Source organism: Enterobacter sp. (assembly GCF_977039595.1).
Genome location: NZ_CDRQYH010000055.1, coordinates 1 through 24,692 on the forward strand (window position 1 = coordinate 1; position 24,692 = coordinate 24,692).

The 24,692-nt window shown below is 55.6% G+C and carries 24 protein-coding genes; 10 read left to right on the forward strand and 14 right to left on the reverse strand.

Going from position 1 to position 24,692, the window contains the following annotated elements; genetic code table 11:
* Window positions 1–211 precede the first annotated feature (211 nt).
* A complete protein-coding gene (locus ACWYRJ_RS15520) occupies window positions 212–2,029 on the reverse strand; it encodes a beta-ketoacyl synthase (protein WP_455508219.1) in 1,818 nt (605 codons plus the stop codon).
* 254 nt (window positions 2,030–2,283) lie between these two features.
* On the opposite strand from ACWYRJ_RS15520, the gene ACWYRJ_RS15525 reads away from it, so the two are divergent.
* The 3 genes from ACWYRJ_RS15525 to ACWYRJ_RS15535 all read left to right on the forward strand — a co-directional run bounded on the left by ACWYRJ_RS15525 (window position 2,284) and on the right by ACWYRJ_RS15535 (window position 5,241).
* A complete protein-coding gene (locus ACWYRJ_RS15525; RefSeq protein ID WP_455508220.1) occupies window positions 2,284–3,327 on the forward strand; it encodes a GlxA family transcriptional regulator in 1,044 nt (347 codons plus the stop codon).
* Between the two features lie 48 nt (window positions 3,328–3,375).
* On the forward strand, window positions 3,376–4,200 hold the full coding sequence (locus tag ACWYRJ_RS15530; protein WP_111965378.1) for an AraC family transcriptional regulator: 825 nt from the start codon (window positions 3,376–3,378) through the stop codon (window positions 4,198–4,200).
* A 75-nt stretch (window positions 4,201–4,275) separates the two neighbouring features.
* Window positions 4,276–5,241 (forward strand): DMT family transporter, encoded by a 966-nt coding sequence (locus tag ACWYRJ_RS15535; protein ID WP_111965379.1) that lies wholly within the window; start codon window positions 4,276–4,278, stop codon window positions 5,239–5,241.
* Window positions 5,242–5,320: 79 nt separating this feature from the next.
* On the opposite strand, the gene ACWYRJ_RS15540 is transcribed toward ACWYRJ_RS15535, so the two are convergent.
* Window positions 5,321–6,970, reverse strand: a complete 1,650-nt coding sequence (locus tag ACWYRJ_RS15540) for a methyl-accepting chemotaxis protein (RefSeq protein ID WP_149367313.1) — start codon at window positions 6,968–6,970, stop codon at window positions 5,321–5,323.
* Between the two features lie 244 nt (window positions 6,971–7,214).
* On the opposite strand from ACWYRJ_RS15540, the gene ytfE reads away from it, so the two are divergent.
* A complete protein-coding gene (ytfE, locus tag ACWYRJ_RS15545; protein ID WP_111965381.1) occupies window positions 7,215–7,877 on the forward strand; it encodes an iron-sulfur cluster repair protein YtfE in 663 nt (220 codons plus the stop codon).
* Between the two features lie 95 nt (window positions 7,878–7,972).
* Here the strand turns inward: ytfE and cycA are convergent, their stop codons facing one another.
* A complete protein-coding gene (gene cycA, locus ACWYRJ_RS15550) occupies window positions 7,973–9,382 on the reverse strand; it encodes a D-serine/D-alanine/glycine transporter (RefSeq protein WP_302235576.1) in 1,410 nt (469 codons plus the stop codon).
* A 311-nt stretch (window positions 9,383–9,693) separates the two neighbouring features.
* Window positions 9,694–10,314, reverse strand: coding sequence for an FKBP-type peptidyl-prolyl cis-trans isomerase (fklB, locus tag ACWYRJ_RS15555; RefSeq protein WP_008502892.1), 621 nt, complete (start codon window positions 10,312–10,314; stop codon window positions 9,694–9,696).
* Between the two features lie 233 nt (window positions 10,315–10,547).
* On the opposite strand from fklB, the gene ACWYRJ_RS15560 reads away from it, so the two are divergent.
* Window positions 10,548–11,192 (forward strand): OapA family protein, encoded by a 645-nt coding sequence (locus tag ACWYRJ_RS15560; RefSeq protein ID WP_133293634.1) that lies wholly within the window; start codon window positions 10,548–10,550, stop codon window positions 11,190–11,192.
* A 68-nt stretch (window positions 11,193–11,260) separates the two neighbouring features.
* Here the strand turns inward: ACWYRJ_RS15560 and rplI are convergent, their stop codons facing one another.
* The 4 genes from rplI to rpsF are packed head-to-tail and all read right to left on the reverse strand — an operon-like array spanning window position 11,261 to window position 12,700.
* Complete coding sequence (gene rplI / locus ACWYRJ_RS15565) at window positions 11,261–11,710, reverse strand: 50S ribosomal protein L9 (RefSeq protein WP_024907318.1); 450 nt, start codon at window positions 11,708–11,710, stop codon at window positions 11,261–11,263.
* Between the two features lie 41 nt (window positions 11,711–11,751).
* On the reverse strand, window positions 11,752–11,979 hold the full coding sequence (gene rpsR, locus ACWYRJ_RS15570; protein ID WP_000135199.1) for a 30S ribosomal protein S18: 228 nt from the start codon (window positions 11,977–11,979) through the stop codon (window positions 11,752–11,754).
* Between the two features lie 4 nt (window positions 11,980–11,983).
* A complete protein-coding gene (gene priB, locus ACWYRJ_RS15575) occupies window positions 11,984–12,298 on the reverse strand; it encodes a primosomal replication protein N (protein ID WP_008502895.1) in 315 nt (104 codons plus the stop codon).
* 6 nt (window positions 12,299–12,304) lie between these two features.
* Window positions 12,305–12,700 carry a 30S ribosomal protein S6 gene (rpsF, locus tag ACWYRJ_RS15580; RefSeq protein WP_014068637.1) on the reverse strand — a complete coding sequence of 132 codons (396 nt, stop codon included), beginning with the start codon at window positions 12,698–12,700 and terminating at the stop codon, window positions 12,305–12,307.
* Between the two features lie 341 nt (window positions 12,701–13,041).
* Between rpsF and yjfY the strand changes: the two genes are divergently transcribed.
* Window positions 13,042–13,317: a DUF1471 family protein YjfY gene (gene yjfY, locus ACWYRJ_RS15585; protein ID WP_010427445.1), complete on the forward strand. Its 276-nt coding sequence runs from the start codon at window positions 13,042–13,044 to the stop codon at window positions 13,315–13,317.
* 166 nt (window positions 13,318–13,483) lie between these two features.
* Here yjfY and yjfP read toward each other — a convergent pair whose 3' ends face one another.
* Window positions 13,484–14,206: an esterase gene (gene yjfP / locus ACWYRJ_RS15590; protein WP_455508221.1), complete on the reverse strand. Its 723-nt coding sequence runs from the start codon at window positions 14,204–14,206 to the stop codon at window positions 13,484–13,486.
* Window positions 14,207–14,343: 137 nt separating this feature from the next.
* Between yjfP and bsmA the strand changes: the two genes are divergently transcribed.
* From bsmA to ACWYRJ_RS15605, 3 genes are all read left to right on the forward strand, one after another.
* Window positions 14,344–14,673: a biofilm peroxide resistance protein BsmA gene (gene bsmA / locus ACWYRJ_RS15595; protein WP_111965385.1), complete on the forward strand. Its 330-nt coding sequence runs from the start codon at window positions 14,344–14,346 to the stop codon at window positions 14,671–14,673.
* Between the two features lie 136 nt (window positions 14,674–14,809).
* Entirely contained in the window at window positions 14,810–15,097 is a 288-nt protein-coding gene (gene yjfN / locus ACWYRJ_RS15600; RefSeq protein ID WP_111965386.1) for a DUF1471 family protease activator YjfN, read from the forward strand.
* A gap of 172 nt (window positions 15,098–15,269) precedes the next feature.
* Entirely contained in the window at window positions 15,270–17,201 is a 1,932-nt protein-coding gene (locus tag ACWYRJ_RS15605; RefSeq protein WP_111965387.1) for a methyl-accepting chemotaxis protein, read from the forward strand.
* Here the strand turns inward: ACWYRJ_RS15605 and ACWYRJ_RS15610 are convergent.
* Window positions 17,198–18,820 (reverse strand): isovaleryl-CoA dehydrogenase, encoded by a 1,623-nt coding sequence (locus ACWYRJ_RS15610; RefSeq protein WP_455508222.1) that lies wholly within the window; start codon window positions 18,818–18,820, stop codon window positions 17,198–17,200. The genes ACWYRJ_RS15605 and ACWYRJ_RS15610 overlap by 4 nt on opposite strands.
* 193 nt (window positions 18,821–19,013) lie before the next feature.
* On the opposite strand from ACWYRJ_RS15610, the gene ACWYRJ_RS15615 reads away from it, so the two are divergent.
* On the forward strand, window positions 19,014–20,288 hold the full coding sequence (locus tag ACWYRJ_RS15615; RefSeq protein ID WP_249576646.1) for an MFS transporter: 1,275 nt from the start codon (window positions 19,014–19,016) through the stop codon (window positions 20,286–20,288).
* A gap of 82 nt (window positions 20,289–20,370) precedes the next feature.
* On the opposite strand, the gene rlmB is transcribed toward ACWYRJ_RS15615, so the two are convergent.
* From rlmB to ACWYRJ_RS15635, 4 genes are all read right to left on the reverse strand, one after another.
* A complete protein-coding gene (gene rlmB / locus ACWYRJ_RS15620; RefSeq protein WP_047364106.1) occupies window positions 20,371–21,102 on the reverse strand; it encodes a 23S rRNA (guanosine(2251)-2'-O)-methyltransferase RlmB in 732 nt (243 codons plus the stop codon).
* A 66-nt stretch (window positions 21,103–21,168) separates the two neighbouring features.
* Window positions 21,169–23,610 carry a ribonuclease R gene (gene rnr / locus ACWYRJ_RS15625; protein ID WP_455508223.1) on the reverse strand — a complete coding sequence of 814 codons (2,442 nt, stop codon included), beginning with the start codon at window positions 23,608–23,610 and terminating at the stop codon, window positions 21,169–21,171.
* Window positions 23,611–23,648: 38 nt separating this feature from the next.
* Window positions 23,649–24,074 (reverse strand): nitric oxide-sensing transcriptional repressor NsrR, encoded by a 426-nt coding sequence (gene nsrR / locus ACWYRJ_RS15630; RefSeq protein WP_111965420.1) that lies wholly within the window; start codon window positions 24,072–24,074, stop codon window positions 23,649–23,651.
* Between the two features lie 192 nt (window positions 24,075–24,266).
* Window positions 24,267–24,692, reverse strand: a 426-nt coding sequence (locus tag ACWYRJ_RS15635; protein WP_455508224.1) for an adenylosuccinate synthetase, incomplete at its 5' end; no start/stop codon positions are given.

Genomic DNA, 24,692 nt, shown 5'->3' on the forward strand with positions numbered 1-24,692 from the left:
CTGACGGCGCTTAGTGCTGAATTCACTATCGGCGAAGGTGAGTTGATGGCTCATGATGTCCCTCTGGGATGCGCTCCGGATGAATATGATGATCTCATATCAGGAACTTGTTCGCACCTTCCTTAACGGTGTCACCGTTCTTTCCTGCGGCCGGGTGATTTCCCTTACCCGGCCCACACATATTGATTAATAATAAAAACAGATATAACGATTAAAAGTCCGGGTATTCTTTTTCCGTCGCGTACATTATCGGTTTTTCAAATCCGGGAATGGTGATGCCATCCCTGGCAATCTTAATATCTTCCTCATTTATCCCCTGCTGGCCAAACAGATAAATAACGTTGAGTTCACCCTGCGAAGCCGACTCGTCGTACGCGTTCGCCTGATGTCGCACCTCGCGGTTACGCTGCTGATAATCCGCAAATACCGCGTCCACGTAGCGTTTGCGCAACCATTGATGGGTAAGCTTTGCCGAGTAAACCACCCCCGTGGCATTATTACCGCCAAAGCCTTTTGAATTAATAAAGGCAATTTGTCCCTGGCCTTCCTCTAATTTGTAGTCCTGAAGAGGAATGGATAAGCGTGCGTTATTCACCTGCGGCGCGATCTGGGTTACGCTTTTAATTCCCGGCAAAATGCCATAGCGGAAGACGCCGAGGCAGCTGATGAGCTGGTCGCCGCTGGCGGGTCCCAGGGAGTGACCGAGATACGATTTCACCGCCGTCACCGGCCAGTCGCGGATCGCAAAGGCTTGCGCAACGCGGTCAAAAATATCCGCTTCGGAGACGCAATTCTTCGGCGTGCTTGAACCGTGCGCCTGAATAAACGATCCCTTTTGCACCGCTTCCATTCCGACCATCGACACTGCCGAAGCCACGGCTTTCGCCATGGTGATGTAGTTCCCCGGCCCTGGTGACGCAATAGAACGCTTAAAGCCGTCAGCGTTGATAAAGACATTCCCCACCGAACCATGGATCTCTGCCCCAAGCTGCAGCGCCAGCTCGTCGTCCATTAACACGACATACTGGCTGGATTCTGCGATCACAAAACCACAGCTGTTGCCAAAAGGACGGCTGCTGCTGCGCCAGTCGGGCGTTTCCGTTTCATCAATATGCTTAAGCTTGCTCTCCGTTGCCAGGGCGCCCATGGCGTCGAATCCTTCAATCGCTTCGGAGGTGACCGGCGCTTCGGCGCTGCCCACAACGGCCACGCGAATGCGTTCCGCTTTTATATCTTCGACTGCCGCATTGAGGTTATACAGAAACGTGGCGCACGCCCCCAGCGTGGCGCTGGTATGGCCAACGCTACCCAGCACATACGCATTGAGGAAATCAGCGCACATGCTGTTCAGGCCCAGCGGACACTGTTTGGCGCTGACGCGCTGGCCTTTCAGGCGCGACTGGAGCATACCGCCAAAGCCATAATCGTCGAGCTGTCCCATGATATTGCCCGAATAGACCCCGAGCTGATCCGGCGCGATCGCTGCCTGTATCTCGCGCCACGGGATCCCCAGAGCGTTGATGGCGTCCGATGCCCCGACAATCGCCATTTGTAGCGCCCGCGGATGGAACTGCGAATTGTAATGGTCACCCGGCCGGAATCCCTGCGGCAGCAAACCTGCAGCCTGAACCTCCGTGCGCAACAACGCCTCAATTTTACAGTCCATCTCTCCCTGAACGGTAATACGCACGCGCCGATCCGGTAATTCCTCAACCTGCCATCCCGCCGGTAAGGGATGCGGTAATTGTCTGGCTGAGATATTAAAGCTGAATCCTTCTTCGCCAGAAACCATATTCAATTTTGCATGGCTGGTGATAGCATCGACATCAAAATAGTCGCGCGTAATTATTCTGATAAGGGTTCCTTCCAGCGTCTCGTCTTTTATCTGCGCGGCAGCCTGAGCGGGCGTAAATCTTTTACCTGAAATGTCGCAATACCCACCTTCATCATATTTAAGCACGCCCATCAGAATAGCTAACGATAATAACGTCTCCTGCCTTTCCTCTTCCGATAATGAATCAATAATCATTCGGCGAAATGCATGATGAAAAGAACTACGACCAGCTGGACTATAGCCGCCGAAAGCCGTTATTACGGGTAATTTCACCATAATTCATCCTGTAGTGGTCGTAGACTTATTTTGTGCAAGTTCGATAATTTCAGATATTAGTTTACAAATTACCGACAAAAGCTAATATGAAAATCCAGCCAAAATGCTGACTTTTTTGGCCAGGGCAACTATGAGTCACCAAAAATAATAGTCAAAACAGGTATTAATCGAAAATGACAAATACACAAATTGGATTTGTGTTATGTGAACGCATGCTAAGTTCCGGTCTCAGTCTGCCGATTGAAATGTGGAAAGCCGCAGCCAGCAGCTATTTAGCCGAGCAAAAAACAACATCCCACGCAGACAAGCACAAAACGGAGACATCTACGTTCAGGCTCTGTCGTCCGGAGAATATACTGAAAGTTCATACTATTGGCATAAATAACGAGCCTATCCTGACGCAAAGTGGGTTTAGCATTACCGCCGATACCACGCTTGCCGCAGACAGGCACTATGACGTTATCTATCTTCCTGCCCTGTGGCGCAACCCTCGAGCAGTGGTCAGACAACAGCCTGAACTTCTGAAATGGTTGACCGAGCAGGCTGCGCGAGGAACCCGTATCGCCGCTGTCGGAACGGGCTGCTGTTTTCTGGCGGAGTCGGGATTGCTCAACGGAAAGCCCGCCACCACCCACTGGCACTACTTCAAACAATTCTCGCGCGACTACCCCAGCGTAAAATTACAAACCAAACATTTTCTCACGCAGGCCGATAATATTTACTGTGCCGCCAGCGTTAAGGCCCTGTCAGATCTGACTATTCATTTTATCGAAACGATATACGGGAAACGTGTAGCCACGCATACACAACGAACATTTTTCCATGAAATTCGTAGTCAGTTTGATCGCCAGTGTTACAGTGAAGAAAACAAACCCCACCCGGATGAAGATATTGTTCAAATTCAAACCTGGATAAAAGCCAACTGTGCCTCGGATATATCCATGCAGAATCTTGCCGCTATGGCTGGCATGAGTTTGCGCAACTTCAACCGTCGCTTTAAAAATGCCACCGACATGTCCCCCCTGCAGTATTTATTAACCGCCAGAATTGAATCCGCCATGACAATGCTACAATCCACCAATCTGTGCATTCAGGAGATCGCGAATGCGGTGGGATATCAGGATATTGCGCACTTTAATCGCCAGTTTAAGCATAAAACCACGGTTTCACCGGGGGATTACCGTAAGACCGTCCGGGCAAAGATGTTTAGTGCATAAACTCCGGTCATCTCTGATAATGAAAAAATGACCATGAGGAGGTTCAACGTGCAAGGCGTACCAGAACAGTTTAATGATGAAAGAGACAGCGCGCGCTTTCGCCATCTGGCGCAGCTGCCGGGACTGGAACTGTATCACGCGCACATTTCTGACTACGCCTTTGAGCCTCACACCCATGAAGCCTTCGGGATCGGCACGATTGAAACCGGTGCCGAACGCTTTCGCTATCGCGGTACCCAGCATCTCGCGGCGGAAAAATCCGTCGTCACCATGAACCCGGACGAGATCCACACCGGTGAATCCGCCACCGAGGGCGGCTGGCGCTACCGGATGGTCTATATCGAACCCGATCTGCTTGAAGAGGTGACCGGCCTCAGGCACTGGTGGTTTAGCGACGTGACCCGCCATGACCCGTTGCGCTCACAGCAAATCGGCAGGCTGATTTACGGCCTGTGGCACACGGACGATCCGCTTGCGCAAAAAGGATTACTGCTGGATCTGATTGAGACCTTCCAGCCTCTGGCCCATCACGCGCCGGTGATTCAGGAGGGCGCGCACCGCTTCGAACGCGTACGCGAGTACCTGCACGAAAACTACATGCACCCCCTGACGCTGGACGAGTTGGCCAGCGTCGTTTCACTCAGCCCGTATCATTTTCAGCGCCAGTTTAAAGCCCATTTTCACGTGACGCCACATCAGATGCTGATGGCCATTCGCCTCTGGCGCGCCAAAGCATTCCTCACGCACGGCATGCCCGCCGCAGAGGTCGCCGCCGCAACCGGGCTGACCGATCAGTCGCATCTCACCCGCGCGTTTACCCGCCGCTACGGCATTACGCCCGTGCGCTACCAGAAGCAGGTCATCCGGCGCTAATGCGCAATCTCATACAATACGCGCGTATTTTCCCCTCCTACACTGCATACAGCGTAAATACCTGTGGATGGAAAAATGATTAGTGGAGTGTTGTATGCCCTGCTGGCCGGGATGATGTGGGGGCTGATTTTCGTCGGCCCGCTGATCGTGCCCGAGTATCCGGCAATATTGCAGTCGACCGGACGTTATCTGGCTCTGGGGCTGATTGCCCTGCCTCTGGCGTGGCTGGGACGCGCGCGCTTGCGTCAGCTCAGCCGTCAGGACTGGGCCACCGCGCTGGCGCTGACCATGATGGGCAATCTTCTCTATTACGTTTGCCTGGCGAGTGCCATTCAGCGTACCGGTGCGCCGGTATCAACCATGATTATCGGCACGCTGCCGGTCGTCATCCCCGTCTTTGCTAACCTGCTCTACAGCCAGCGCGATGGCAAACTGGCGTGGTCTAAAATGGCGCCGGCGCTGATATGCACCGCCCTGGGGTTGGTATGCGTCAATATTGCCGAGCTGCGTCATGGGCAGGCGGATGTTGACCTGTGGCGTTACGGTTCTGGCATTGTGCTGGCGTTCATTTCCGTGGCGTGCTGGGCATGGTATGCCCTGCGCAACGCGCGCTGGCTGCGGGAGAATCCGGACAAACATCCGATGATGTGGGCGACGGCGCAGGCTCTGGTCACGTTGCCCGTATCCGTCGTGGGATATCTCGGCGCATGCCTCTGGCTGGGCCATCAGCAGCCGGACTTCGCCCAGCCCTTCGGGCCAAGACCGTGGGTATTTATTGGGCTGATGGTTGCGATCGCCGTGCTGTGTTCATGGGTGGGCGCGCTGTGCTGGAATATTGCCAGCCAGAAGCTGCCGACGGTGATATTAGGGCCGCTGATTGTCTTCGAAACCCTGGCCGGACTGCTTTATACCTTTCTGATGCGCCAGAGCGTACCGCCGCTGTTCACGACCTGTGGGATCGTGCTGTTGGTGGTGGGGGTAGTGATGGCGGTGAGAGCGAAGCCGGAAAAACCGAGGGTTGTTCCGGCATCGGAGATGTGAGCATTGCCCGGCGGCGCTGCGCTTGCAGGGCCTACAAAACCGTAGGCCCGGTAAGGCGTAGCCGCCACCGGGCAAGCCCTTAAAACGTTTCCCAGTTCCCTTCAGACGCCGCCGCGACAGGCTGCGCTTTTGGCACATAGGTTTTTACCGGCGCCGCTTTTACCGCCTGGTTGCGGGTAATTTTGAACACCGCCACCGCTTCGTTCAGGCGTGCAGCCTGATCTTCCAGCGCCGCCGCCGCGGCCGCAGACTCCTCCACCAGCGAGGCGTTCTGCTGGGTCACGCGGTCCATCTCGGCTACCGCCTGACCCACCTGGTCGATACCACGGCTCTGCTCGTCAGAGGCCGATGCAATTTCGCCCATGATGTCGGTGACGCGGGTGACCGCATTGACGATTTCTGCCATCGTCTCCCCGGCTTCGTTAACCAGCAGAGAGCCCGCGTTCACGCGTTCACCGGAATCGTCGATCAGCGCTTTAATCTCTTTCGCCGCCTGGGCGCTACGCTGGGCAAGAGTACGCACTTCGCCTGCCACAACCGCAAAACCACGGCCCTGCTCGCCCGCACGCGCGGCTTCCACCGCCGCGTTCAACGCCAGGATATTCGTCTGGAAAGCAATGCCGTCGATCACGTTAGTAATTTGCGCAATTTTGCTGGAGCTGGTGGCGATTTCGTCCATCGTCCGCACGACGCCTTCAACCACGTTACCACCCTTCTTCGCCGTTGAGGAGGCATCCAGTGCCAGACGGGAAGCCTGACGCGCGTTATCGGCGTTCTGCTTCACGGTCGCCGTCAGCTGCTCCATGCTGGCTGCCGTCTCTTCCAGAGACGCAGCCTGCTGCTCGGTGCGGGAAGAGAGGTCGTTACTGCCAGCGGAGATTTCGCCTGCACCGGTGTAAATGGTATCTGCGCCTTCACGCACCACGCCCACGGTGTTTGCCAGCGAAGTTTGCATCTCCTGCACGTTGCGCGCCAGGATGGCCATTTCATTATTACCGTCTGCCTGAATCGGCTGGGTGAGATCGCCTGCCGCAATGGCGCGAATATGGTTAATCACCTCTTCAAGAGGCAGCAGCAGCACGCGGCGCATGGCGATCCAGCTGGAGATAATCACCACAATCACCAGCAGCATAACCGCAGAAAGGATCCACAGGATGCGCTTGTAGTCGCTTTCATTGTCCTGGATGCCTTTATCGGTAAGCATTGCCTGCGCTTCGCGCCATTCACGATAAACCGTCTGCATCGCGTTTTGTTTCTGTTCGGCATTCTGCTTGAACATATCTTCCAGATTGCCCTGGCTCAGCAGAACGTTCATTTGCGTCAGCGTTGCAGAGTAAATGCGGTACTGCTCTTCGAGTTGGTTGGTCAGGTTCTCATCCAGGCCTGGCGTGTTCGGCAGGGCATAGTATTTATCGTAATGAACCTGCGCTTCAGTCAGCAGATTTTTCGCCGTGGTCACCAGCTCATTCAGCTGACCGCCGTTAATTTGAGAGGCCATGCTGCTTTGCAGGCGCAGCATCCCGCGGTTCAGGGTGACGCGAGCCTGGTTCAGACTGATCCACGCATCGGTAAACTCCGCCACGTTCTTGCTGGAGAGCTGCGACACGGTGAAGTTGTCTTTATCGTTATTCAGGGCGTTGATAAAGATACCGGCGGAAATCACTTGCATGATGCCGAGCACAAGCAGCACCGAAATCAGAAGGGTAATGACTTTTATACGTTTAAACATGCGTTGCCTTTGTTTTATGCAGGTTTGTCTGACGTGGATATATCGGCAGGCGCGGCGGGTTGTTTACTGTTCCTCCACCTTTAAAAAGTTTCGAAACCACTTTCCTGAGCCCATTCAGAGAGTTAAAAGTGGGATTTTTTTGTGATCCACATCTCACTTTACCCCTTCCCTCTAAAGGGTTATAGCGCTGGCCTAAAGATGCATTTAATATGCACTTTATATTATTGATGACGAGGTAACTGCTATGGCCTTTCGCGACCAACCCCTTGGCGAGCTGGCGCTCTCCATTCCTCGCGCTTCTGCGCTGTTCCGTAAATACGATATGGACTACTGCTGCGGCGGTAAGCAAACACTGGAGCGGGCGGCCTCACGCAAAGAGCTGGACGTTGAGGTTATTGAAGCAGAGCTGGCGCAGCTGGCCGAGCAGCCCGTCGACAAAGACTGGCGAACCGCTCCGCTCGCGGAAATCATCGACCATATCATCGTGCGTTATCATGACCGTCACCGTGAGCAACTGCCGGAACTGATTCTTCAGGCGACCAAAGTCGAGCGCGTCCATGCCGACAAACCTTCCGTACCGCGCGGTCTGGCAAAGTACCTGACCCTGCTGCACGAAGAGCTTTCAAGCCACATGATGAAGGAAGAGCAGATCCTCTTCCCGATGATTAAACAGGGTATGGGAAGCCAGGCGATGGGGCCCATCAACGTGATGGAAAGCGAGCATGATGACGCGGGCGAACTGCTGGAAGTGATCAAACACACCACCCACAACGTTACGCCGCCGCCAGAAGCGTGCACAACGTGGAAAGCGATGTACAACGGCATTAACGAGATGATTGACGACCTGATGGAACACATCAGTCTCGAGAACAACGTTCTGTTCCCGCGGGCATTAGCGGGGGAATAAAAAAGGCCGCTGCGGCCTGATGCCCCCACCCCGCCCCTCTGCCACGGGAGAGGGTGCAAAAACTAAAAACGGCAACCGAAGTTGCCGTTTTGCTTTTACCGTACGCCTGCCATACGTTTCTTACCGATAAACACCCAGCCCAGCCCCAGCGCGATAAACCACAGCGGCGTGACGATGAGTGCCTGACGGGTATCATCTTCCAGCGTCAGCAGAACCAGCACGAAGACGAAGAACGCCATGCACACCCAGCACATCAGCTTGCCCAGCGGCATCTTGTAGATCGATTTCTCATGCAGATGTGGGCGCTGCTTGCGGTACACCAGATATGAACAGAGGATGATGGTCCAGACGAACATAAACAGGATCGCTGAGACTGTGGTGATCATGGTGAACGCGCCAATCACGCTTGGGTTCACGTAGAGCATCACCACGCCGCCCAGCAGGCACATGCAGGAGAAGGTCAGCCCTTTTGCCGGTACGGCACGCTTAGAGAGCTTGGCGAACGCGCTCGGCGCCACGCCTTCCTGCGCCAGGCCAAACAGCATACGGCTGGTGGAGAACACGCCGCTGTTCGCGGAAGATGCCGCAGAGGTCAGCACCACGAAGTTAATCAGGCTCGCGGCAGCAGGCAGGCCTACCAGCACGAACAGCTCAACGAACGGGCTCTTGCTTGGCACCACCGAGCTCCATGGCGTCACGGACATAATGACGATCAGCGCGAAGACGTAGAACATGATGATACGCAGCGGAATAGAGTTTATCGCGCGCGGGAGAGACTTCTCGGGATCTTTGGTTTCCGCAGCGGTCGTGCCCACCAGCTCAATGCCCACAAACGCGAACACCGCGATCTGGAATCCGGCAAAGAAGCCGCTGATGCCTTTCGGGAACCAGCCGCCGTCATTCCACAGATGGGTAAACGATGCCTGAACGCCCGTTGGTGACTGGAAGTGGGTGAGCACCATCACCAGACCCACAACGATAAGCCCGACAATCGCCACGATTTTGATCATCGCGAACCAGAACTCCATCTCACCGAACATTTTAACGGTGGCGAGGTTCAGGCTCAGCAGCAGAACAATAACCGCCAGCGAGGCGACCCAGTCCGACAGACCCGGGAACCAGAACTGCGCGTAGGCGGTAATCGCCACGACGTCCGCCATACCGGTGACAACCCAGCAGAACCAGTAGGTCCAGCCGGTGAAATAGCCCGCCCACGGCCCGAGCAGGTCAGAAGCGAAGTCGCTAAAGGATTTGTATTCGAGGTTCGAGAGCAGCAGTTCACCCATTGCACGCATCACGAAGAACAGCATAAAACCGATAATCATATAAACGAATATGATTGACGGCCCGGCGAGACTAATAGTTTTGCCTGACCCCATAAACAGCCCGGTACCGATGGCACCCCCGATGGCAATGAGCTGAATATGACGGTTTGTGAGATTGCGTCGTAGCGACTGTTCAGACGACGCCCCTTCGTCGGCGACGACTTTAACCTGATCTACCATGTGATATTTTCCTGTTTATGCCTGTCTGTGTTGTTAAGACTCTTCTGGCCTTTAAATACGTCAAAAGATGACGTTCCCTTGTAAGGGCTAATCGATATTAGGTAAGAATCGGCGGGATGAATACTATGATTTAGATATTATGTTAATAATATGTTGAAAGTGAGTGTCATATCACTCATGCAGCGCGAAACAGCTCACAAAAATACACGCAACAGTTTCGTTTGCAAGATAAAATGTTGATTGCACCATAACTATAGGTTTTTACACTATTTTCCTCTCCCCAACCGGAGAGAGGAAATAAGAAAAGTCGATTACAGAATTTCCAGCAGCTCGACTTCAAAGACCAGGGTGCTGAATGGCGGGATGGACGCACCAGCGCCGCGCTCGCCGTAGGCCAGGTTATGCGGAATAGTCAGTTCCCATTTGGAACCGACTGGCATCAGGGTCAGCGCTTCAATCCAGCCTGCGATAACGCCGTTCACCGGGAACTCAGCCGGTTCGCCGCGCGCCACGGAGCTGTCGAACACGGTACCGTCGATCAGCTTACCGGTGTAGTGTACGCGAACGTGGTCGGTACGCGCCGGGATTGCGCCGTCACCCTGATTGATCACGCGGAACTGCAGACCAGACTCGGTGCTGTTCACGCCTTCACGCTCACGGTTCTCTTCCAGATATTTCACACCTTCGGCGGCCATCTCTTCAAAGCGTGCGCGACGCACGGCGTCAGCACGTTCGTGGATTTCACGCAGCGCACGGTGCACAACGTCAACCGGAACGGCAGGCTGTTTGCCTTCCAGTGCGTCAGCGATACCCGCCACCAGCGCTTCTGGTAACAGACCTTCCAGGCCGGATTCGCTCAGCTGCTGTCCTACCTGCAAGCCGATACCGTAACTTGCCTGCGCTTCGATAGTGTCAAAAGTCGGGGTGGTCATGGGTTTTCCTTCCATCACATTTAAAGTAGCGGGCAGCATATCAGCCATGCCCTTATGGGTAAAACTTTGTCTGAAGTTAAGGTGACAAACCGCGACGAAACAGAAACAATAGAGATAACCAGGATTAATCCCGAACTGATGTCACGGATGTCGGGTTTGCTACGCCGTTCAGGCAGTTAGCAAACTATACTTCGGAACACAGGATAAAAAAGACGCGGAGCAGGAGGAGTGCCATGCCCGGGCGATTTGAACTGAAACCTACCCTGGCGAAAATCTGGCAGGCGCCGGACAATTTTCGCATCATGGACCCGCTGCCTCCTCTGCATCGCAGAGGGATCATCATTGGCGCGCTGATGGTGATCGTGGGCTTCCTGCTTCCTTCCGGGAGCGATGATGTCGATACCGCACCCGTTACCCGCAATGCTCAACTGGACATTCAGTCGCAGACGCGACCGCAGCCTGATGCACAGCCGATGCAAACGCAGCTTGTCACCCCGTCTAACGATCCGGGTCAGGTTGCACCGGTTGAGCCAGAGCCCATTCAGGATGAACAACCACAGGATCAAGCCGCCGCCCCGTCTCAGCCTCAGACGCAACAGCCTACCGGCATCGAGCAACAGTGGCGTTCCTATCGCGTGGAGCCGGGCAAAACCCTGGCACAGCTGTTCCGCGACCATAACCTGCCGCCAACCGACGTGTATGCCATGGCGAAGGTGGAAGGTGCAGGTAAGCCGCTCAGTAACCTGCAGAATGGACAGATGGTGCAGGTTCGTCAGAATGCCAGCGGTGTGGTGACAGGATTAACGATTGATACAGGAAACGGACAACAGGTGCTGTTTACCCGCCAGCCAGACGGCAGTTTTATCAGGGCGCGTTAAGGGCCCGGAGCTGTAAAAAGCAAAACGCCGGCACAAGGCCGGCGTTTCAACGTGAGCAGAGTAAAAAATTACTCAGCTACAACGTTAACAACCAGTTTAGCGAACACTTCGCTGTGAACCTGGAAGTCAACTTCGTGCTCACCAGTGGTACGCAGAACGCCGTTCGGCAGACGAACTTCGCTCTTAGCCACTTTAACGCCTGCAGCAGTTACTGCATCAGCGATATCGCGGGTACCGATGGAACCGAACAGTTTACCTTCGTCGCCAGATTTAGACGCGATGGTAACGGTGCCCAGTGCGTTGATTGCTTCAGCGCGAGCGTTAGCAGCCGCCAGAACGTCAGCCAGTTTGGCTTCCAGTTCAGCGCGACGTGCTTCGAAAAACTCTACGTTTTTCTTGGTAGCTGGAACAGCTTTACCCTGTGGAACCAGGAAGTTACGTGCGTAACCCGCTTTAACGTTAACCTGATCACCCAGGCTGCCCAGGTTTGCTACTTTATCAAGCAGAATAACTTGCATTACCTTATCCTCTTAAAGTCGTATTAATGGACCGTGCCCGATTACTGATGACGATCAGTGTACGGCAGCAGGGACAGGTAGCGAGCGCGTTTGATAGCGCGAGCCAGCTGACGCTGGTATTTTGCACGAGTACCGGTGATACGGCTTGGGACAATCTTACCGCTTTCGGTGATGTAGTTTTTCAGCGTTGCGATATCTTTATAGTCGATCTCTTGAACGCCTTCCGCGGTGAAACGGCAGAACTTGCGACGACGGAAATAACGTGCCATATGGCTAGTCTCCAGAATCTATCAAATCAATCTGCTCGGCATGCAGAACCATTTTGCTCAGGCCGTTCTTTGCCTTGTGGCAAGAGATGAACCCCTGAACGATTACTGCGCTACCGACCGTTAAACTGTGAGTAATGGCCTGGTTTTCGTGTCCGCTAATAATAACGGGCATTTGGCACCACGCCTGCCGGTGAAACCCGGCTTCCTCTTGCACAGAACGATGCTCAAGCACGAACTGGCAATGCGGAATTCCTGATGGACTGACCTTTCGAAGGGGAGCCCTGCATACGATGCCGGACAACGCCAGACGGTTGGTCATCAGAAATTACTCTTCAGAATCCCCAGCATCAGAATCATCTGCGGTTTCGTTTGCGAAATCATCGCGACGCTCACGGCGCTCGTCTTTCGCTTTAACCATCGGAGATGCTTCGGTAACTGCGTTTTTGGTACGCATAACCATGCTGCGGATAACGGCATCGTTGAAGCGGAAGGTAGTTTCCAGCTCATCGATCACTTCCTGCGGCGCTTCAACGTTCATCAGAACGTAGTGTGCTTTGTGCAGTTTGTTGATCGGGTAAGCCAGCTGACGGCGGCCCCAGTCTTCCAGACGGTGGATCGTACCTTCTGCACCAGTGATGGCAGCAGAGTAACGCTCGATCATACCCGGAACCTGTTCGCTCTGGTCAGGATGGACCATAAAAACGATTTCGTAATGACGCATCGAATTGCTCCTTACGGATTATTCAGCCTCCTGTCTGGGTCAGCCGAGGCCCGGGGAGGCAAGGAACGTGTTAAAGGTCGGCTGAAAAATTGACGCGTCATAATACTTGCGCGCCCCTGGAAACTCAAGCTGATTGCACAAATAATTCGCACAAAGCGCGAAGCGGGTCTAAGTAGGTGATTTAAAATTGGTCACACCCGGAAGCGTTGTTTTTTTGAACAACTGCATCAGAAATGGTCACGCATCCCCGCCGGATGAGTGATTACACTTTAATCAGAGATCGCCTGAATTAAAGAAGGAGCATCCCCCCTCTCGCAGCACGTAGTCGTGGAGCGCATATCATGAAAAAAATCGCACTAGCCATAATGGCGGCGCTTTTGCTCAGTGCAAACGCGATGGCAGCCATCAAGATAGACAGCCGACAGGCCAGAAACATGGATGATGTGCAAAGCTTGGGCGTAATTTACATCAATCATAATTTCGCCACGGAAAGTGAAGCAGATCAGGCCCTAAACGAAGAAACCGATGCGCAGGGCGCAACCTATTACCACGTGATGTTAACCCGTGAGCCCGGCAGCAACGGCAACATGCACGCCAGTGCAGATATTTACCGATAACGCTTTAACGCTAGCACCAGGAAAGCCAACAACGAGAACATAGCCATAGTTGACGTTGCCCCCTGCCCGGGGGCTTTTTTTTGAGAAAGGCTCCGGAATACCATCGGTAAAAGACCCCCTGAGATCCTCCAGAAACTGGAAGATCGGGAGTTAAGGTGCTGCGCATTTAAAGGTGCTGGCGGAAAAATGCCACCGTGGCGTCCAGCGCCGTTGGCGTGATGCGGTGGCGGACGCCAGGTTCCCACAGGCAGGTCAGATTACCGTCCAGGCCTGCATTTATTAACGCCTGCTGCAGACGGAAGGTTCCCTCGGGCGGGACCACATCATCTGCATCACCGTGCCATAGCAGCAGTGGGCGATCGGCCACGCGCGGCAATGACCGGGACACATCCCACTCTTCGAGCGTCGCGGTGATTTCCGCTAATTCCTTAGGGGGAAAGAGCGTCTTCGCCAGCGACGTAAAATAGCCCGAGCCCATCAGGCAGGCGACCGACTTCACTTCCGGATGATGCGTCATAATCCCCAGCGCCGTCATACCGCCCATCGACGCCCCGGCGACAGCCAGACGATTGTCGGCAACCAGGCCGGCCTCATAAAGCGCATCGCGCACCCCGGCAAACTCGGTCAGACTCCCGTGCAGAATGTGCCAGAACTGCCCAAGCCGCGCCTGTTCATTGCCCGTAAAGCGAGCGCCGTGGTCAGGCGCATCCGGCATCACCACGCGAAAACCCGCCTGCGCCAGCGTAACGGCAAAATAACTGTAAACCAGCTTCGATGAGGTAAACCCGTGATAAAAAACCACAACAGGCAGCGGTTTATCACGTTTACCCGCAGGCATCGCGTGTAAAATTTCATGGTCGCCGAGGTGGCGTATTTCAATTTCAATCATTGTCGACCCTGTGCGAATGTATGATTCATAATGTTGAGAACTGGGTTACGCTTTCACGTCATTTTCATTCGAAATATACGTCCCAGATAACACTTCGGGAACATTCCCCCAAAACTAAATTCACAGACAACTACACTATGGCTATCAGGAAACGAGATATGGTTATGCGCAGGTTTGCTGCTTTAGTGCTGGTGTTTCTGCTCAGTGGCTGTAGCGCGCTGCAGGGAACGCCGCAACCCGCTCCACCGGTCGCCGATCATCCACAGGAGATTCGTCGTAATCAGACGGAAGGATTACAACGAATGGGCACGATTTCCGCGCTGGTACGCGGCTCCCCCGATGACGCAGAAGCGGCAATAAAAGCACAGGCCGTCGCCGCCAAAGCAGATTATTACGTCATCATTATGATCGACGAAACCATCATAACGGGACAGTGGTATTCACAGGCAATTTTGTACCGTAAATAATGGTTTTCCTTTGAACGAGATTTACACTGCTTTGCGTCCATAGACATTTTCCTGTCCACAATAAACTCCATGCCCGCGTCAATGGAAAGGAGTTTATTCGCGAAGGATTGCCCGGCGGATACCGGAGATATGTGAAATGGAGCTGACGATGAAACGAACTCTTGCTTTGACCTCTCTGTTGCTCTCAGCAGGCCTGGTGAGCACCACCGCGCAGTCAGCAGAATTCGCCAGTGCTGACTGTGTGACTGGCCTGAATGAAATTGGCCAGATATCCGTGAATAATATCTCGGGAAGCCCGCAGGACGTAGAACGCGTTGTGGCATTAAAGGCCGATGAGCAGGGTGCTTCATGGTATCGCATCATCCAGATGCAGGAAGATCACCACATCGACCACTGGCGAGTACAGGCCATTCTTTACGTGTAATATCCCTCCTGATAAAAGCCACTTATTTTTAGTGGCTTTTCGTTTTTGCAAATTTTTTATCTTATGAAAAACCAATCAATAACAAGAAAATAACATTTTGTTACATTAATTCAGTAAACGTAATCCCCGCTCTGCCGTTGAAGAACCATACCTTTTCAATGATGAGCAATTTATGATCAACGTTTTTCGCCGTGCAGGCCTGGGGGCAAAGCTGTCGCTGCTTACGGGCATCAGTGTCGCCACGCTGTTTCTGCTTTTCACTTTTCTGCTCAGTCAAAAAGCCAGCCAGCAGCTTGAAGCCCTCGCCGTCGAAGATCTGCATAATCAGTCCACAGGCATGGTCGACATGGTGCAGATGTTTAATACCAGCCTGAGCGAAGAAGTCGAAAGCTACACCAAACTGTTTACGACATTTCTGCCCCAGCCTTTTAGCGTCGATACTCAGCAGCCCCGGACCATTAACGGGCTCACCGTTCCCCTACTGAAAGGGGGAGACGCTGAACTCCATGAAAATACCTCTTTTTCCGATGACTTTCTGAGCCGTACGGGAGCAATCTCCACGCTGTTTGTACGCAGCGGTAACGACTTTGTTCGCGTCGCCACCTCCCTGCGCAAAGAGAACGGCGAGCGGGCGATGGGCACCGTGCTGGATACCGCCAGCCCGGCCTTTGCCGCCGTCAACAGAGGGGAAGTCTACCGTGGCCTGGCGCTGCTGTTTGGCAAACGCTATATCACCCAGTATCAGCCGGTTAAAAACGCCGATGGCCAGGTCATTGCGATCGTCTTTGTTGGCGTGGACATTACGCATTCCTGGAACGTCATGCGCGAGAAAATCCTCACCCGCCGCCTGGGCGAGAGCGGTCACTTCTTCGTGCTGGATCGCAGCAACGGCAAAACGCGCGGGCAATACCTGTTCCATGCCGGTGAAGAGGGACAGCTGCCGAAGTGGGACGGCGCGACGCAGCAACAGCTTTTGAGTGACAAGCCCGGCACGCTGGAACGCGTAAGCGACGACGGCCGCACGCTGAAAATGGCCTATACCCCGCTGCCAGGCTGGAACTGGACTATCGTCGGCGAAGTGGATAAATCGGTGCTGCTCTCAAGCGTTACCGCCATGCGCGATCGCTTCCTGCTGGCCGGCGTGGTCTTATCCATCCTGTTTGCTGGCCTGTTCGTGATTCTTATTCGCCGCGTGCTGACCCGCCCGCTGCGCAATGTGATCCATCTTGCCCGGCAATATGCCGCAGGGGATCTCCGTTCCAGCCTGCCCGTGACGCGCCAGGACGAAGTCGGCCAGCTGATCGACGCCATCAACGGCATCGGCGGGGGCCTGCAAAAAATTGTCCTGCAGGTCCGCGAGGCCGCTGGCGAGATCCATTTGGGCACCAACGCGCTGGCCGCCGACACCGGCGAGATTTCAGAGCAGATCAACAAGCAGGCGAGCAGCGTGGAAGAGACCTCCGCCAGCATGGAGCAGCTGGCCGCCACCGTGCAGCAAAATGCCGCCAACATGGAGCAAACGCAGCAGCTGGTCGGTGAAACCTCGCTCGCGGTCCATCAGGGCGGTGAGACGGTCACCCACGCGGTATCGACCATGGACGATATTCGCGAAGCGTCAAAACGCATAGAAGACATCACGCGCGTGATCGAATCCATCGCTTTCCAGACCAATATTCTGGCGCTGAATGCGGCAGTGGAAGCGGCCCGCGCCGGTGAGCACGGAAAAGGGTTTGCGGTAGTCGCGCAGGAAGTTCGTGCCCTGGCGGGACGCAGCGCTAACGCGGTGAAGGAGATTGAACAGCTGATTGGCGATACGCTCAGAAAAGTGAGTGAGGGCCATGCGCTGTCTGAAAAGACCCGCCTGGCGATGGATGACATCATCATTCATATCGATAACATCAGTCAGCTGGTCACCGAGATTAACCATGCCTCACGCGAGCAGTCCGCAGGGATTGGCCAGGTTAACCTCGCCATGACCCACATTGGCGAAGCGTCGCATATTAATGCCGATCGTATCTCACGCAGCGAACAAACGGCTCAAACGCTGCGCGAGAAGGGATCACATCTGGCTCAGTTGGTGAGCCTGTTCCAGCTAAAAGGCTAACCGACTCTGCCCGTCGCACGCAGCAGCAGGTCACTTTGCACCTGCTCGCTCATCAGCGTGCCGCCACGGGTATCCAGCATCATGCGGCACCACGCCTGCGCCACCGGAGGCGACGCGTGCCGCAGCATTTCGCTCCCGGCACCCAGCAGGAAAAGCTGCTGCGCAATTTCCCGTCCCTGCGCCTCCTGCGGTTTACGCAGTTTTTGCTGAAGCTGTCGCCAGCTGCGGTCGAAGTGTCTGTCCTGCCCTTTTACCTGTGCAAACTCATCGGCAAGCAGATCGTGAATACCCGGCTGCTTCGCCAGCACGCGCAGCACGTCCAGGCACATGATGTTACCGGCCCCTTCCCAGATGCTGTTCACCGGCATCTCTCGGTACAGGCGGGGAAGTTCGCTCTCCTCGCAGTACCCGACTCCGCCCAGCACCTCCATCGCTTCAGCCACAAACGGGATGCCCGCTTTGCACACGCTAAATTTCGCTGCCGGGGTAAACAGCCGTGCCCAGGCAGCCTCGTGCGGATCGGTGCGTTTATCCCACGCCCGCGCCAGGCGGAACAGCAGCGCCGTTTGCCCCTCCAGCACCAGCGCCATCCGGCTTAGCACGTCGCGCATGAGCGGCTGATCGATAAGATTTTTGCCGAAGGTCTGGCGCTGATGCGCATGGTACAGCGCCACGGACAGCGCCCGACGCATGAGTCCGTGGCTGCCCAGCGCGCAGTCAAAGCGCGTCAGACCGCCCATTTTGAGGATCTGCCGTACCCCTTCGCCCTCTTCCCCCAGCAGCCAGCCGGAGGCATCAAGAAACTCCACCTCGCTGCTGGCGTTGGAGCGATTCCCGAGCTTGTCCTTAAGGCGCTCCAGCCGGACGGCGTTGCGCTGTCCATCAGGCAAAAAGCGCGGCACAAAAAAGCAGGACAACCCGCCCTTCGCCTGCGCCAGCACGAGATGCGCATCGCTTTGCGGGACGGAGAAAAACCATTTGTGTCCCACCAGCCGGTAGCTGCCATCACCGCATTTTTCCGCTTTGGTGGTGTTGCTCAGCACGTCCGAGCCGCCCTGCTTTTCCGTCATCCCCATACCAATCAGCAGGCCGCGCTTTTGTGCGCCAGGCGCAAGATGCGGATCGTAGCGATCGCTGAGCAGCGGCGTCAGCCAGTCGTGAAAGAGTCTGGGGAGCGCCTGCTGCAGGAGCGGTGTCGCGGCAAACGTCATGGTGACGGGACAAAGCGTGCCTGCCTCAACCTGAGCATGAAGCACAAAGCGTGCGGCCCGCGCGACAAACGACCCTTTACGCGCCTCCTCTTCCCATGCCAGGTTATGTACCCGATTGGCACACAGCCCCTGCATCAGCAGGTGCCATGCCGGGTGAAAACGCACGTCGTCCAGTCGCTCTCCGGTGGCGTCATAGCGAAGCAACTCCGGCGGATTCACGTTCGCCAGCCTGCCCAGCTCCAGCGACTCTGCGGTACCTAACTGCTGCCCGATGCTGGCGAGCAGCTCAACATCCCACTCGGCCCCTTCACGCGCGACCGCATCGCGCAGGGCGCAGTCCGAGAGGAAAAGGTTGCTGTTGGAAAGCGGTGCAGGTTGATTGAAAACGGTATGGGTCTGCCAGTGCATGCTGTCTCCCTCCTTCAGTGGCAATGACGATAAGTATGGACAGACCGCGCGCACGCTGCATGGGAGGGGAGTCACACGTTCACGATCCCGCTGATATCATTCGTGAAATAGCTCACAGAACATAAGAATAAACTATTTCATGGCTTCGCTTTTGTTGAATAATTTATTCTTACCCTTTTCAGTGAGGATCGTTATGCAACCGGATGCGCACAAGCGAGCATTAATTGCAGGCTCCATTGGTAACTTTATCGAGTGGTATGAGTTTGCGGTCTACGGTTTTCTGGCGACCGTCATTGCGAAAAACTTCTTCCAGCTTGAAGGAGAGGCGGGGCTGACCAGCCTGATCCTCACCTACGCCTCGTTTGCCATCGCCTTCTTCTTCCGCCCGCTGGGTGCGGTGGTGTTTGGCCGCATCGGCGACCGGATTGGCCGTAAGCCGACGCTAATCATCGTGCTGGTGCTGATGACGCTCGCTACCGCCGCCATCGGCGTTGTGCCGGTCTATGCCAGCATCGGGATTGCCGCGCCGCTCATTATTACGCTGCTGCGCATCCTGCAGGGGCTGTTCGCGGGCGGCGAGTACGGCGGTGCGGTCTCGCTGATGACGGAGTTCGCCCCGCGCGGCAAGCGTGGGCTCTATGGCGCGTGGCAGTCCTTTACCGTGGCGCTGGGCTTGTTAGCGGGCGCAGGCATCGTGGCGCTGCTCTCCGCCCTCCTCACGCCTGAAGCCCTGCACGACTGGGGCTGGCGCATTCCTTTCTTCCTGGCGCTGCCCATGGGCGCTGTTGCGCTGTGGCTTCGCGTCAGCATGGAGGAGACACCCAGCTTTGTGCAGCAGCAGGACAAACCGGTTGTCGCTAAGGCGGATACTGCCGCCACGCTCCGGGCCATCGTGATGGGGATTGGCCGCGTAATGGTCTGGTCTGCGGCGGGTTACACTTACCTGGTGATTATGCCGACCTATCTCCAGTCGGCGCTACACACCGGGTTTAACCAGGCGCTGCTGATCGCGGTGATTTCGAACGTTGGGTTTGCGCTAACCATTATTCCGTCGGGGATCCTGAGCGATAGGATCGGGCGTCGCACGGTGATGATTATCGCCACCGCGCTGCTGCTGATCCTCGCCCTGCCGTTGCTGAAACTTCTGCAGGCGGAGTCCAGCACGCTGGCGGTGAAGGCTGTTGTGGTACTGATTGCGGGCGGTCTGGTGGGCATGCTGGCGGGGCCGGGCCCGGCGATGCTCTCTGAGATGTTCCCGACGCGCGTACGCTATACCGGGCTGGGGCTGGCCTACTCGTTATCGAACGCGATTTTCTCGGGATGCGCAGGGTTAATCATTACCGGGCTGATTAAGCAGACGGGTAACCTGGATATTCCGGCGTATTACGTGATGGCAACGGCGGTGGTGAGTATTTTCGCGCTGATGACTCTGAGGAAGGATGACCATTTGCGGTCGTTAGAGGAGTGAGGTTGTTTTGCCGGGTGGCGGCTTCGCCTTACCCGGCCTACAAAACCGTAGGCCCGGTAAGCGAAGCGCCACCGGGCGAAAATCAGCTACGCTGACGCACCGCTTCAAACAGGCAAATACCCGTCGCAACAGACACGTTCAGGGAGGACACGCTGCCTGCCATCGGGATACTGATCAGCTCGTCGCAGTGCTCGCGGGTCAAACGACGCATGCCTTCGCCTTCCGCCCCCATCACCAGCGCCAGACGGCCGGTCATTTTGCTCTGATACAGGGTATGATCTGCTTCACCGGCAGTCCCGACGATCCAGATGTTCTCTTCCTGCAGCAGACGCATGGTGCGCGCCAGGTTGGTCACGCGGATCAGCGGAACGTTTTCCGCCGCGCCGCAGGCTACCTTCTTCGCCGTCGCGTTCAGCTGCGCGGAGCGATCTTTCGGCACGATCACCGCATGCACGCCCGCCGCATCCGCGCTGCGCAGGCACGCGCCGAGGTTGTGCGGATCGGTTACGCCATCGAGGATCAGGAAGAACGGATTCTCCAGCTCGGCAATCAGATCCGGCAGATCGTTTTCCTGATACTGACGGCCCGGCTTCACGCGGGCAATGATCCCCTGGTGAACCGCGCCTTCACTTTTTTCATCCAGGAACTGGCGGTTCGCCAGCTGGATCACCACACCCTGCGCTTCCAGGGCATGGATCAGCGGCATCAGACGCTTATCTTCACGCCCTTTCAGAATAAACACTTCCTGAAAACGCTCCGGTGCGCGCTCGAGAAGGGCCTGCACCGCGTGGATGCCGTAAATCATTTCACTCATTGATGGTTCTCGTAATAACTATTTCCCCTCCCCCCGTTGGGGAGAGGGTCAGGATGAGGGGAGATTTTACTCCGCCTGCTTTTTCTTGGCCGCGCGCTTCGCTTTGGTGGCAGCCGCTATTTTCTGTGTCTTCGCGGAAGGTTTCTTCGCTGAACGGGCTTCTTTCTTCGCCGCCTTCGGCTTCTGCTTCTTCTCACCGCGGAACGCGCTGTCCGGCTCGAAGTTCACCTTCTTACCGGCCTGACGGCGCTTGCCGCTCGTTTTGCCGTTTCCGCCTTTTTTCGCTCTTTCGCGTTCGGTTTTACCGACGTTACGCGGGGCGCGCTCGCTGGAGATCAGGCTGAAGTCGATTTTACGGTCGTCCATATTCACGGCCTCAACCTTCACTTCCACACGGTCACCCAGACGATAGGTCTGGCCGCCAGATTCGCCAATCAGGCGCTGGCCGACCTGGTCAAAGCGGTAGTAGTCGTTATCCAGGCTGGAGACGTGCACCAGACCGTCGATAAACAGCTCGTCCAGACGAACGAAGAAGCCAAAGCCGGTCACGCTGGCAATCACACCTTTGAAGACGTTACCGACCTGGTCCAGCATAAAGTCACACTTCAGCCAGTCCGCCACGTCGCGGGTAGCTTCATCAGCACGGCGTTCGGTCATAGAGCAGTGCTGACCCAGCTGCAGCATCTCTTCCATCGAATAGTGGTAGCCACCGGTTTCAGTGGTGTTCCCTTTATGGCCCTGCTCCTGCGCCAGCAGATACTTGATCGCACGGTGCAGAGAGAGGTCAGGGTAACGACGGATCGGCGACGTAAAGTGGGCGTAAGACTGCAGCGCCAGGCCGAAGTGACCGCGGTTTTCCGGATCGTAAATCGCCTGCTTCATCGAGCGCAGCAGCATTGTCTGCAGCATTTCTGCATCAGGACGATCGCTAATGGATTCCAGCAGCTCGGCGTAATCGCGCGGCTCTGGCTTATTGCCGCCCGGCAATTCCAGACCGAGCTCGGCCAGTACGGAGCGGAACGCGGTGATGGCTTCCGTCGACGGTTTATCGTGGATACGGAACAGCGCAGGCTCTTTGGCTTTCTCAACGAAGCGTGCCGCCGAGATATTCGCCAGAATCATACATTCTTCGATCAGCTTGTGCGCATCATTACGCTGGGTCTGTTCGATACGCTCAATGCGGCGCTCGGCATTGAAGATAAATTTCGCTTCTTCACTCTCAAACGAGATCCCGCCGCGCTCTTCGCGCGCCTGATCCAGCGTTTTGTAGAGGTTATGCAGCTCTTCGATGTGTTTGACCAGCGGCGCGTACTGTTCGCGCAGATCCTGGTCGCCCTGCAGCATATGCCAGACCTTGGTATAGGTCAGACGCGCGTGTGAGCTCATCACCGCTTCGTAGAATTTGTAGCCGGTTAAGCGCCCTTTGGTGGAGATGGTCATCTCGCAAACCATACAGAGGCGGTCAACCTGCGGGTTCAGGGAGCACAGGCCGTTAGAGAGCACTTCCGGCAGCATCGGTACAACCTGCGACGGGAAGTAGACCGAGGTACCGCGGCTGCGCGCTTCGTTATCCAGCGGAGTGTGCGGACGAACATAGTAGCTTACGTCTGCAATAGCGACCCACAGACGCCAGCCGCCACCGCGTTTTTTCTCGCAGTAGACGGCGTCATCGAAGTCACGGGCGTCTTCACCGTCGATCGTGACCAGCGGCAGGGAGCGGAGATCCACGCGGCCCACTTTGGATTCTTCCGGCACTTCTTCACGCAGGCTTTCGATCTGTTCTTCAACCGCTTTCGGCCAGATGTATGGAATTTCGTGGGTGCGCAGCGCCATATCAACGGCCATGCCGGTGCCCATGTTATCGCCAAGCACTTCAACAATTTTACCTACCGCTTTGGTGCGACGGGTTAGGCGCTGGGTGAGTTCCACCACCACCACAAAGCCCATGCGGGCGCCCATCACCTCTTCAGGTGGGATCAGAATGTCGAAGCTCAGACGGCTGTCGTCCGGCACCACGAACCCTACGCCCGCGTCGGTAAAGTAGCGGCCGACAATCTGGCTGGTTTTTGGCACCAGAACGCGCACGACGCGCGCTTCGCGGCGACCTTTACGGTCGGCGCCCAGCGGCTGCGCCAGGATCTGGTCGCCGTGGATGCACATTTTCATCTGTTCAGATGAGAGATACAGATCGTCTTTACGGCCTTCCACGCGCAGGAAGCCGAAGCCATCGCGGTGACCAATGACGGTCCCTTTCAGCAGATCGAGGCGTTCCGGCAGCGCGTAGCACTGGCGGCGGGTAAAGACCAGTTGCCCGTCGCGCTCCATCGCGCGCAGGCGGCGGCGAAGGGCTTCAATCTGCTCTTCACCTTCAATATTTAATTCAACGGCAAGTTCTTCACGATTGGCGGGTTTTTCGCGTTTTGTTAAGTGTTCAATGATGAACTCGCGGCTGGGGATAGGATTCGCGTATTTTTCGGCTTCGCGTTCCTGGAAAGGATCGTGTGACATGTCGGTTCCTCCGTTGTCAGCTCCGGTGGAAATTTTCTTCATTCCACCAGCAATAATTTATAAAGCGGTTGATTCTCTTCAACCAAATCGGCCAGCGTGTAGTTATCCAGTTCCATGAGAAAACTTTGCACGGCCTTAGAAAGCGCCTGTTTCAGGCGGCAAGCGGGCGTGATGTGGCAGAACTCGCTGCTGCAGTTCACCAGAGACAGCGGCTCCAGTTCACGTACCACATCGCCAACACGAATACTCTGTGCCGGTTTACCGAGACGGATCCCACCATTCTTCCCGCGGACGGCAGCAACGTATCCGGCACGACTAAGTTGATTGATTATTTTGACCATATGATTACGGGATACGCCGTAGACCTCTGTAACTTCAGAGATACTGGTCATCTTCCCCTCGGGTAACGACGCCATGTAAATCAGCGCACGTAAGCCGTAATCGGTGAAACTTGTTAACTGCACATCAACCTCAGGAAAAAGGGAAATCGCGGACAAACCGCAGAGATATTCATTAATGATGATAAACCAGCCAGATAGTTAGCGGCTAATTTATTTGACAGACGGGGCGAAAAAGCGGAGATCCAGGAGCGGTCGCCGGATGGCGCTACGCTTATCCGGCCTACGGGTCTCCCCGCAGGCCAGCAGTCACGAAGATTATGCGTCGAACGGATCGCGCAGAATCATCGTTTCAGTACGGTCCGGGCCGGTAGAAATAATATCGATCGGCACTTCGGTCAGTTCTTCAATGCGCTTGATGTAATCCAGCGCCGCCTGCGGCAGGCCGCTACGCTCTTTCACACCGAAGGTGGTCTCAGACCAGCCCGGCATGGTTTCGTAGATTGGCTCAATGCCTTCCCAGTCGTCAGCAGCCAGCGGAGTGGTGGTCACTTCGCGGCCATCTGGCATACGGTAGCCGACGCAGATTTTCACTTCTTTCAGGCCGTCCAGTACGTCCAGCTTGGTCAGGCAGAAGCCAGACAGGGAGTTGATCTGCACTGCACGACGCACGGCAACCGCATCCAGCCAGCCGGTACGACGACGGCGACCGGTGGTCGCGCCAAACTCGTTACCCTGCTTGCA